A 9065-nucleotide genomic window follows, 5' to 3' on the forward strand; every position below is an offset into this window, starting at 1 on the left:
GGTCCAGCACGCCGGGCGGTTCGGTCCGGCCGCGGGCCACCCTGCGGTGGGCGAGGTAGGACTGTTCCACGACCAGGTCCCAGCGCCGCTGGTGCTCGGTGTCCACGGGCAGCGACAGCCGGGCGCGCCAGCGGGCGTGCAGGGCGCGGGCGCGCGCCAGCAGCCAGGTCTCGGAGGCGAGTTGTTCGAGGGCTGCGGCGCGGTCGGGGTGGTCCGCGTAGGCGGCGAGGTAGGCGTCCGGGTCCCCGCCGTCGTACACGGGCCGTGGGGCGGTGGCGTCGAGGAGCTTCGGCGCCCAGGCGATGACCTCGGCGGTGGCGATGCCCGCCAGGTCGCCCGCCCCGAACTCCCAGTGGCCGGGCACCGCGTGGCCCCACGGGGTCTCGGTGCGGTAGCCGTCGGCGACGTGGAAGCCGTCGGGTCCCGGCGCGAGCAGGAAGCTGTGGTCCATGTGGCGGCGGCCGTGGTAGGGCAGCCAGGGCATCGCGTGGGCGTCGGCGACGACGTAGTGCGTGGTGCCCCGGGCCCGTACGGCGGCCTGCAGGTCGGCTCCGGTGGTCCGGGTACGGCTGCTGGCCTTCAGGCCCAGGAGCTGTTCGGCCTCGGCGATCCGCTGGTCGAGCGACGGGTCGACGGTGGGCAGCCCGTGGGGTCCGGGGCGGGTCTGCCAGCGCAGGGCGGACCCGAGCCGCAGGTGGGTGTCCGGCCCGTGGTGGTGGTCGGCGAGCACGGCCAGGTTGACCTGGATGCAGTCGAGCAGTTCGGCGTGCACGGAGCCGAGTGCGTGGCGTTCGGGCAGCGGCGCCGGAGCCGGGTGGTCGTTCATCTGGTGCTCCTTCGGGTGGTTCGGTACGTCAGATCCAGGCGGGCAGCGCGGGCAGCGGGCCGGGGGTGGTGAGCCCCTCCCCCGCCGAGCGGCCGGTGAGCCAGCCGAGCAGGGCGCCGCGGGAACCGGTGACGACGGGCCCGCCGGAGCCGAAGGCGGCCACCGGGGCCCCCGTGTCGTCGCGGAGGGTGCAGGGCGGGGTGCCCGCGGCCCCGGCGAGGTAGCCGCTGACGTCGTCGAGCAGGACGTCGGCGGCCGCCCGGGGGATGTCGCCGAAGCCGTAGCCGAGGTCGAGGTCGGTGTGGTGGACCTCGAGTTCGCGCAGCCGGATCACCAGGATCCGCTCGGGGGTGCACAGTTCACCGGTGAAGGGGCGCACGACCGTCCGCCAGGCGGGGTCGGGCAGCTCCCGGACGGTGGTCAGGAAACGGGCCGCGGAGCCCCGTACCCGGTCGACGAGGGCGGCCGCGGACTGCCGGGAGCCCTCCTCGATCTCGGCGTCCCGGGCCCGGCGGTCGGCGTACTGCGGTGTCTCGGTGCCGGTACGCGCCCAGTACAGCAGCCGCTCCAGCGCGTCGACCTGGGCGCTGAGGTGGCTGAGGACGTGGGCGCGGCTCCACCCGCCGAGGCGGGAGGGGGCGGCCGCGTCGGCGTCGGTGAGCCGGTCGAGGCCGTGCAGCAGCCGGTCGCCCGCGTCGGCGATGAGGGCGAAGGCCTCCGGGGTGGGCGGCAGGGACTTCATGACGGCCTCCTGTTGCGGCGGGGCCCGGGCCCCTCGGTCAGACGGGTGAAGGCTTCCTCGATCCGGGTGAGCTGCTCCGCGATGTGCGGCAGGGCGACGGGGTCCTCGGCCCGCAGTGCGCTCAGCTGCTGCTGCGCGTCTCCGTAGAGCAGGCTCGTCGCGGCCTTGAAGCGCAGCGCCGCCGGGTCGTCGCCGAGCAGGTGTCCGGCGAGGACGGCGACGCCCCCGTGGTCGAGGAGGTGGGCGGCGAGCGAGGCGGAGTCGGTGATGCCGCGGCCGGCCAGCGGGGCGCGCAGCGGCTCGAAGTCCGGGTAGACGTAGAAGCCCGCGGTGGGCGGCCGGCAGTGCGCCCCCGCGGCGGTCGCCCGGGCGTGCACCGCGCGGGCCACGGCTCCGTGCAGGCGGGCGGCGGCGGCCATCCGGGCGCGGACGGGCTCCGGTTCGGCGAACGCGTAGGCGGCGACCTGCTGGAGCGGGCCGGCCAGGGTGGACCAGATCTCGCTGGCGGCGGCGACGACACCGTCGCGGACCGCTCGGCCGCGGGGGCCCGCGGGGAAGCGCGCCGCGCCGACGCGCCAGCCGCCGATGCCGAGCGATTTGGACAGGCCGGTGGTGACGACGGTCCGCTCGGGCGCGACCTCGGCCGGACTGAGGAAGGGGGTGGCCGGGTCGTGCACGACGTCGCGGTAGATCTCGTCCGAGACGATCAGCAGGTCCTCGGCCTCGGCGACGGCGGCGAGTTCGCGGACCAGGTCCGGCGGGGCGAGGGTGCCGGTGGGGTTGTCGGGCAGGGTCAGGACGAGCAGGCGCGGGGTGCGCCCGGCCGCCCTGGCACGGCCGATCGCCCCGCGCAGGGCGCCGGGGTCGGGGACTCCCCCGCACACCGCGGGCACGGGTACGGCCAGGGGCTCCCTGCCCGCGTACCGGACCTGCGGGGCATAGGTGTTCCACGCCGGCCGGGGCAGCAGGACGTCCCCGTCCGCCGCCAGGTTCAGGGCCATCAGCAGCGGCTTGCTGCCCGGGGCGAGGACGATGTCGGCCGGGTCGGTGGGCAGGCCGCGCCGCCCGAAGTAGCCCGCGACGGCGGCGCGGGCGTCCTCGGCTCCCGCGACGGGCCCGTAGGAGGCGCGGTGGGCGCCCGCGGCGAGCTGCTGCGCGAGTTCGGGGAGTACGGGCAGCCGGGCCTCTCCGAAGGTGAGGTTGACCAGGGGCTCGCCGGCGGCGCGCCGCTGTTCGACGAGGTGGCTGAGGGTCAGGTTCGGGGACGGCTGCGTCATGCCGCTTCCCGGGTCGGGTCGGTTTCCGTACGGGCCGCCGGTCCGGTCGCCTCGGCGCTTGGCGCGGCGCGCAGCGCGTCCATGAGGTCGGCGGGGGTGTCGGGGTGCGGCTGGAGGTCGTCGAGCCATGCGGCCGTGGTGGAGTAGCGGGCCCGGAACGGGCGTCCGACCAGGGCCGGGTTGCGGGCCTGGACCATGCGCAGCTGGAACCAGCGGCCCTCGCCGGTCTCCTCCACGCCGTCGACGCAGACCTTGCCCGGGGTGGCGGACATGACCGGGCCGCGGACGGTGCGGGCGAGACCGGGCAGGGTGCGGTAGGCGGCGCGGAAGATCCCGACGGCCTTGGCCAGCGGCACCTTGAAGTAGTCGTAGGGGCCGGTGTCCCGTTCCACGAAGAGGTAGTAGGGGACGGCTCCGGCGGCGATCTCCGCGCGCCACAGCTCGCTCCACACCCCGGCGTCGTCGTTGACGTGCGCGATCAGCGGTGCCTGGCAGTAGACGACGGCGCCGGTGGCCCGGATCCGGGCCACCGCCCGGCGGGCCAGGTCGTTGTCGAGTTCGCGGGGGTGGCTGAAGTGGGCCATCACCGCGAGCTGCCGCCCGGAGGCCACGACCTGCTCGAAGAGCCGCAGCAGGTCGTCGGCGTCCTGGTCGGTGACGAACCGCTGCGGCCAGTAGGCGGGCGACTTGGTGCCGATGCGCAGGGTGCGTACGGACTCCACCGCGAGCAGCGGCTCGATGTGGGAGCGCAGCCGCTCGGTGGACATGATGAGGGGGTCGCCGCCGGTCACCAGGACGTCGTGGACCTCGGGGTGCTCCCCCAGGTAGCCGATCAGGCCGGAGGGGTCGGGGGCCGCGAAGCGCAGGTCGGCGTCGCCGATGAACTGGGCCCAGCGGAAGCAGTAGGTGCAGTAGGCGTGGCAGGTCTGGCCCTGGCCGGGGAAGTACAGCACGGTCTCGCGGTACTTGTGCTGGAGTCCCGGGACCGGCCGGCCCTGGTGGTGGGGGACGTTGAGCTCGCGCTGCCCGGACGGGTGGGGGTTGAGGCCGGCGCGGATCCGGCCGACGGCCGCGCGCAGTTCGGGCTTGCGGGCGGAGTCGCCGAGCAGGCCGCCGATCTCCGCCTCGTCGGCGGCGGTGAGCATGCCCCGCTGGGGGAAGGTGAGCTGGAACATCGGGTCGTCCGGGACCCGGTCCCAGTCGACGAGCTGTTCCAGGACGTGGGAGTTGACCCGGAACGGCAGGACCTGGGAGACGCGGCGGACGGTCTCGCGGATGTCGTCGGGCAGGCCGTAGCGGGCGGCGATCTCGTCGAGGTGGCGCGGCCCGTAGGCGGTGAAGCGGTCGGTGGCGAGGGCTCCGGGCGTGGTCACCGTGCTGCCCCCTGGCCGGTCTCCTTCGTGTAGAGGGAGTCGCCGAGGACGAGGAAGTCCAGCTGCATCGCCCGGAAGGCGTTCAGGGCGTGGACCGCCGTGTCGACGATCGGCTCGCCCTTGTCGTTGAAGGAGGTGTTCAGCAGGACCGGCGGGACGCCCTGGCGTTCGAGGGAGTCGAGGACGGCGCCGACGAGCGGGGCGTCGTCGCCGCGCAGGACCTGCGGGCGGGTGGTGCCGTCGACGTGGACGACCCCGGGGGCGACCTTGCGGCCCAGCTCGGTGGCCTTGGCGGCGCCGAGCATGTAGCGGCTGAGGTGCTCCTGCTGCTCCCACAGCCTGGCGCTGTATCCGGGGCGGGTGACGCCGGCGAAGGGGCGCCACTGCTCGCGGTTCTTGACGGTGTTGACCCGGGTGTTGACCTCGGCGGTGTCGGGGAAGGCGATGATGGAGCGGTGGCACAGGGCGCGGGGGCCGACCTCGGCGCGGCCCTGGGCGACGGCTCCGACGCGGCCGCCGAGCAGCAGCCGGGTCACCTCCTCGACGTCGAGGTCGGTGCGGTGCAGCCCGGTGGTGTCCAGGCCGGCCGCGCTGCCGATGTCGCTGCCCAGGTAGGGGCTGAGGGTGGTGGTGTGCTGCTTGGGCGGGCTGACGGCCCACGCGGCGCCGAGGGCGACGCCCGCGTCGTGGGGCACGGGCGGGACGTACAGGGGGCCCGGCAGGGTGCCGTTGGTGGAGCAGTTGAGGGCGACGCCGCCGGCCAGGCAGAGCTCGTCCACCCCGGAGATCTTGCGGGTGAGGGAGCTGAGGTGGGTGACCGTCTCCTCGATGATGCGCTGCGCGGTCCAGGCGACGGCCACGGCCTTGGGGTCGTCGGGGAGGTTCTCCTCGTCGGCCTGCGGGCGGTCGGCGCCGACGATGCGGGTGTAGCGGTCGCGCCAGGCGGCGACCTGTGCTTCGTACTGCCGCTTGACGTCCTCGGCGGTGGCCCGGCCGGCGGCCTCGGGCAGCGGGGCGATGGCGAGGCGGAAGTCCTCGTCCCGGATGTCCACGAGCTGTTCGGCCGGCATGCCGGCGGCCCGGCCGTAGGCGGCGAGGCCCATGGTCTTGCCGGCGTTGAGGAAGGAGAAGCCGAGCCAGGTGGAGGCGGCGTCGTAGGCGTAGCCGAGGGAGGAGGTGCGGCCCCAGCTGCGTTCCTGGCGGGGCTCCTTGCCGTCCTCGAAGGTCCAGATGCTGGAGGACTCGTTCTCGCCGTGGCCGTCGATGACGAGGACGCCGGCCTTGCGGAACGGCGAGGCGTAGAAGGCGGAGGCGGCGTGCGCGGCGTGGTGCGGGACGCGGACGACCTCGGGCAGGCGGCTGCCGAAGTCGAGTCCGACGGCGTACGCGAGGAAGTCGGCGTCGCTGGTGAAGCGGCCGGGGTAGAGCTGGTCGACGTCCCATCCGAGGGCGACGACGTCGATGTCGGCGGGGCTGATGCCGGCCCGGTCGAGGCACATGCGGGCGGCGCTGACGGGCTTGCGGTAGAGCGAGTGGCGGTGGCGGTTGATCCGCTCCTCCTCGCTGAAGGCGATGATCTCGCCCTCGCCGTTGACGAGGCAGGCGGCGGTGTCGTGCCAGCCGGTGGGAGGTGCGTTGACGCCGAGGGTCCACATGGTGGTCGCCTTTCATCGGGTGCGTACGGTCGTGGTGCCGTGCGGTCGGTACGGGGTGCGGCGGGTCGTGACGGGGCGGTCAGGACCTGGCGGGCTGTCAGCCGGCGGCCGTGACCAGCGGGGTGACCTCGGCGCGGACGGCGCGGACGGCGGCCGCCGAGGCGGTGGCGCACTGTTCGGGGGTGTCCCCGGTGACCAGCAGGGCGGCCAGCCGGGGCACGATGCCGCGCGGCGGCAGGAGGAGCTCGGTGCCCGGGGCGGCGAGGGCAACGACTCGTTCGACGCCCGGCACGGCTTCGGCGGCGCTGAGGTCGAGGGAGCGGACCTGCCCGTCGTGCGGCGGGTAGACGAAGGTGACCTCGGCGCAGCGGTCGCGGGCCGGGGTGAGGTCCGGGGTGCGGCCGAGGGCGATGTCGCAGGCGGCGGCGACCAGGTCGACGCCGGTGGCGAGGGCGCCGAGCAGCGGGATGAAGTCCCCGCCGAGGCGGCCGTTGACCTCCACGACGCGCGGTCCGGTGGGGGTGAGCCGCAGCTCGGTGTGGGTGAGGCCGGTGCGGATGCCGAGCGCCGCGTGGGCCTCGGTGACCACGCTCTGCACGGCGTCGGCCCAGGGTTCGTGCCGCCAGGGCGCGACCAGGTGGCCGACCTCCTCGAAGTGGGGGGCGAAGCCGAGGCGCTTGCGGGCGACGTTGGCCACCACGGCCCGGCCGCCGCTGACGGCGCAGTCCACGCTGATCTCGGGGCCGGTCAGGTACTCCTCGACGATCACTCCGTCGAGTCCGGTGATGCCGGGGAAGGCCGATCCGGCGGCCTGGTCGAAGGCGGCGGCGAGTTCGCGCGGGTCGGCGGCGAGGGTGACCCCGATGGAGCCGGCCAGGGCGCGGGGCTTGACGACGACGGGGTAGCCGAGGGCCTCGGCGGCGTCCAGGGCCTCGGCCGGTGTGCGCACGTGGCGGAACCCGGCCGAAGGGACGCCCGCGGCGCCCAGGATGCGGCGGGTGGTGAGCTTGTCCCGGCAGCGGTCGACGGCCTCGGGGGCCATGTGCGGCAGGCCGAGCCGTGCGGCGGCCCCGGCGGTGGTGCGCAGCAGGGTCTCGTCCCAGGTCAGGACTCCGGCGGCGCCGGGGTGGCCGGCGAGCAGCGAGCCGATGGCGGCGGCGGTGGCCTCGGGGTCCGTGGTGTCGGCGGTGCGGTGGCGGTCCTGGACGTACGGGAGCTGCCAGTCGGCGGGGGCGCCCTGGACGAGCGCGGCCTCGGCGCGGGCGGCCACCGCGTCCAGCGAGTAGGAGCGGTAGGCCGGGGTGCCGCAGCCCACGACGACGACGCGGGCGGGGGCTTCGGGATCGAGCGCGGTGGTCTCGAGCCGGGCCGTGCGGGCGGTGCGCCGTACGGCGGCCTCGACCTCGGCGGTGCTGTGGCCGCGGAAGCGGAAGCGGGCTCCGGCGTGCTCGTACCCGCCGCCGGTGACCAGGCCGCCGACGGCCGGGAGGGCCTCGGCGTAGGGGCCCTCGCCCTGGTGGGAACTGACGGCGCGGACCCGGCTGGGGGCGGTCTCGGACGGGGGCACCAGCAGCCAGCCGGCGACCTGCGAGGGGTCGTCGACGGCGGTGCCCGAGGTGTCGGGCAGGCCGGTCTGGTGGGAGAAGGCGGCGGCCATCAGGTCGATGCCGTGCACCTCGCGCCATACGAAGGGGACTTCGGCGCCGCCGGGGCGGGCGGCCATCTCCAGGACGGAGAGCGCGCCGAGTTCGTCGCGGAAGAGTTCGAGGTGGAAGACGGAGGGGCCGGTGAACAGGGCCCGGGCGGTGGCGAGGGTGTGCGCGCCGACGGCTTCCAGGGTCGCCTCGTGGTCGATCTCGACGGAGCCGAGGGCGCTGCCGGAGGTGAACTCGAGGCAGGTGTTCAGGTAGCGGGAGGCCCGCCAGGCGCCGAGGCGGGTCCCGGTGTAGACGCCGTCGACGTGCAGCACCTGGTGGGGCTGCCAGGGCTGCACGATCATCTCGATGCCCTCGGGGAGGCGGTACGCGGCCAGCTGGGCGGCGTCGTCGAGGCGGGTGATGGCGGCGCTGGCGGTGCCGCGGCGGGGCTTGACGAGCACGGGCCAGCCGTGGCGCGCGGCGAACTGCGCGACGGCCGTCCGGTCCGGGGCGGCCTCGGTGGCGGGGGCGGGCAGTGCGGCGGCGTGCAGTCGGCGTGCCATGACGAGCTTGTCGCGCAGCGGTTCCAGGTCGGCGGGGTGCGTGCCGGGCAGGCCGTGGGCGGCGCGGAGTTCGGCGGCCAGGTCCAGGTCGGTCTCCTGGAGGGCGACGATCCGGGTCGGGGGGCCGCTGCGGGCCACCAGCTCGGCGACCCGGGCGTGGACCGCGGGCACGTTCTCGGTGCTGTCGACCAGGGCCACCCCGGCGGCCTGCCCGGTGGGGAGCGAGCGGACCGCGCGCTCGGTGGTGACGTAGCTGACGCGGTGGGCGGTGTGGTCGACGTAGGCGGCGTAGTCGGCGTAGCGGTCGGTCCACCGGTGGATGATGATCACGTGTTCGGGCATGGCGGAGCCTCCAGGGGGCGGGTGCGGGAAGGCGGCGGAGTGGGTCCGGAGCTGCTCAGTCGAGGGAGACGGTCAGCGGCCGCAGCACGCGGGACGAGGCGGCGAAGAGCAGCCAGCCGGCCGCGAAGGCGGCGCAGACCACGACGAGCGCGGTGCGCAGGCCCAGTGGTCCGGCGAGTGCGCCGCCCGCCCAGGCGCCGAGCGGGAAGGTTCCGAAGGCCACGGTGCGGTAGGCGGCGGTGACCCGTCCCAGGCGGTCCGGCGGGGTGATGGTCTGGCGCAGGGTGACGAAGTAGACGTTGAAGACGGTGAATCCGATGCTGAACAACGCGAACGCGCCGGTGATCAGGGCGAGGGAGCCCGGGCCGCTGCCGTCGGACAGCAGGATGACGGCGGGGGCGGCGCAGCCGAGGGCCATGGAGCCGACCAGGACGCGGGCGACGCCGAGGGCCCGTCCGGCGCGGCGGGCGAGGACGGTGCCGAGCACCGCGCCGAGGCTGCCCAGGCCGATGCAGGTGCCCAGGGCCCCGGCGCCGAGGCCGAGTTCCCGTACGGCGTAGACCAGGAAGACGGTGAGCAGGGCCTGTTCGCACAGGTTGAACCAGGCGCCCTTGAGGGTGAGCAGGCGCAGTGCCGGGTCCTTGAGGATG

At 75.3% G+C, this 9065-nt stretch carries 7 protein-coding genes; all 7 read right to left on the reverse strand.

Annotation, left to right across the window (positions count from 1 at the left end; translation table 11 throughout):
• Positions 1-826: hypothetical protein (locus tag AB0D66_RS33570; protein ID WP_362310961.1), on the reverse strand; the 826-nt coding region annotated here is incomplete at its 3' end.
• A gap of 28 nt (positions 827-854) precedes the next feature.
• The gene (locus AB0D66_RS33575; protein ID WP_362310962.1) at positions 855-1568 is read right to left on the reverse strand and encodes a maleylpyruvate isomerase family mycothiol-dependent enzyme; all 714 of its coding nucleotides are present in this window, start codon (positions 1566-1568) and stop codon (positions 855-857) included.
• Entirely contained in the window at positions 1565-2845 is a 1281-nt protein-coding gene (locus AB0D66_RS33580) for a pyridoxal phosphate-dependent aminotransferase (protein WP_362310963.1), read from the reverse strand. Before AB0D66_RS33580 ends, AB0D66_RS33575 begins: the two co-directional genes overlap by 4 nt.
• Complete coding sequence (locus AB0D66_RS33585; protein ID WP_362310964.1) at positions 2842-4218, reverse strand: lysine 2,3-aminomutase; 1377 nt, start codon at positions 4216-4218, stop codon at positions 2842-2844. Before AB0D66_RS33585 ends, AB0D66_RS33580 begins: the two co-directional genes overlap by 4 nt.
• A complete protein-coding gene (locus AB0D66_RS33590; protein WP_362310965.1) occupies positions 4215-5873 on the reverse strand; it encodes a carbamoyltransferase C-terminal domain-containing protein in 1659 nt (552 codons plus the stop codon). Before AB0D66_RS33590 ends, AB0D66_RS33585 begins: the two co-directional genes overlap by 4 nt.
• A gap of 97 nt (positions 5874-5970) precedes the next feature.
• On the reverse strand, positions 5971-8415 hold the full coding sequence (locus tag AB0D66_RS33595) for an ATP-grasp domain-containing protein (RefSeq protein WP_362310966.1): 2445 nt from the start codon (positions 8413-8415) through the stop codon (positions 5971-5973).
• A gap of 55 nt (positions 8416-8470) precedes the next feature.
• The coding region (locus AB0D66_RS33600; protein ID WP_362310967.1) for an MFS transporter at positions 8471-9065 on the reverse strand (595 nt) is incomplete at its 5' end.

Source organism: Streptomyces sp. NPDC048270 (assembly GCF_040652335.1).
In the GTDB taxonomy this organism is placed as follows: domain Bacteria; phylum Actinomycetota; class Actinomycetes; order Streptomycetales; family Streptomycetaceae; genus Streptomyces.

What these genes read in the sequence shown, in the direction of transcription:
- AB0D66_RS33575 (WP_362310962.1), bottom strand. Translation starts at nt 1,568, where the DNA reads ATGAAGTCCCTGCCGCCCACCCCGGAGGCCTTCGCCCTCATCGCCGAC.
- AB0D66_RS33580 (WP_362310963.1), bottom strand. Translation starts at nt 2,845, where the DNA reads ATGACGCAGCCGTCCCCGAACCTGACCCTCAGCCACCTCGTCGAACAG.
- AB0D66_RS33590 (WP_362310965.1), bottom strand. Translation starts at nt 5,873, where the DNA reads ATGTGGACCCTCGGCGTCAACGCACCTCCCACCGGCTGGCACGACACC.
- AB0D66_RS33595 (WP_362310966.1), bottom strand. Translation starts at nt 8,415, where the DNA reads ATGCCCGAACACGTGATCATCATCCACCGGTGGACCGACCGCTACGCC.